Annotated in this window: 1 protein-coding gene; it reads left to right on the top strand. The window is 37.0% G+C overall.

What is annotated here, in order from left to right; all coding sequences use genetic code 11:
- Positions 1 to 218 precede the first annotated feature (218 nt).
- Positions 219 to 1,220, top strand: coding sequence for an IS110 family RNA-guided transposase (locus ACZ9HT_RS16970; RefSeq protein WP_476041682.1), 1,002 nt, complete (start codon positions 219 to 221; stop codon positions 1,218 to 1,220).
- The last annotated feature ends 39 nt before the right edge of the window (positions 1,221 to 1,259 follow it).

The raw sequence follows: 1,259 nt of genomic DNA, 5'->3' as shown, positions 1-1,259 counted from the left end.
AAATACCTTCTTTACTTTACATTCATAAAATTAATACCTTTAAATAAACAAGACAGAGGTGAACTATAAATACCGTTAGAGATTAGAAGTCTCAAATAACATATCAGTCCTCTGCCTTGTTTTAAAAGGTTGAAACAGCTTTAGATAGAATACCAGATTACCCAGATCTAATAAAGATTTTAAAGAATTTCAACATTAATTTAATACCCCACTAAATTATGAAAAATTACAGAACTTATCTCGGAATTGATGTGGCTAAGTTAACCCTCGATTATTGCCTGGTAACAGAAGATCAACAGCTGGAAAGAGGACAATTCCTCAACACCCAAAAATCCTTAAACTTATTTTTAAAAGACCTCAAAAAAGGCGGACACGATTTAAAGGAAATACTTTTCGTCTTTGAAAACACAGGCATTTATTCCTCTCTGCTATCGATGGTTTTAAGCGAAAATGAACTTCATTATGCGCAGGTTCCAGCCTTGGAAATAAAACGATCTTTGGGAATTACACGTGGCAAAAGTGATAAAGTAGACGCCAAAGAAATTGCATATTACGCCAAACGAAACACCGATAAAATCACGCTTTCCGTACTTCCGGAATTGAATCTCCAGCAACTAAAACTCATATTTGCTGAACGCGAGAAAACCATTGCTGCCATTAAAGTTTTTGAAAGAACCATGGAAAACGAAATGTTCCTCAGCAAAGCAGTTTTCGGCAGCGTAAAAGCCATCAACCGGCAAACGGTGAAACACCTGAAAAAGCAACTTGCAATGCTGGATGACAGGATTAAAAAACTGATCCGCGAAGATGAAGTACTGTACAAACAGCAGCAACTTCTAAAAAGTATCCCGGGCATTGGGGAAATCACTTCCGTCTATCTTTTGATGGTCACCAAAGGATTTACCGCATTTACGAACGGAAGAAAATTTGCGTGTTATTCCGGTGTAGCACCTTTCGAACACACCTCTGGAACGAGCATTAAGGGAAAAACCAGAGTCAGTCATTTGGCGGATAAAAAGATGAAATCTCTTCTACATATGGTCTCGCTCACTGCGATAAAATACGATCCAGAACTGAAAGACTATTATACGCGCAAAAAGGCGGAAGGAAAACATACGATGTTGGTTTTAAACAACATAAAATGCAAAATTGTCTACAGAATCTTTGCGGTGATCCAACGGGAATCAAACTTTGTCAATCTGCAAAAATTTGCTGCTTAATTTTTAGATTTTTGCTTGCTTTTTGTCATAGAATATGTT

The organism is Chryseobacterium sp. UYP7, from assembly GCF_056279225.1.
Note: the sequence above shows the minus strand (reverse complement) of the source record. Positions and strands in the feature narration are given on the sequence as shown.

Coding starts and splice junctions, on each gene's coding strand:
- ACZ9HT_RS16970 (WP_476041682.1), top strand. CDS start 219: ATGAAAAATTACAGAACTTATCTCGGAATTGATGTGGCTAAGTTAACC.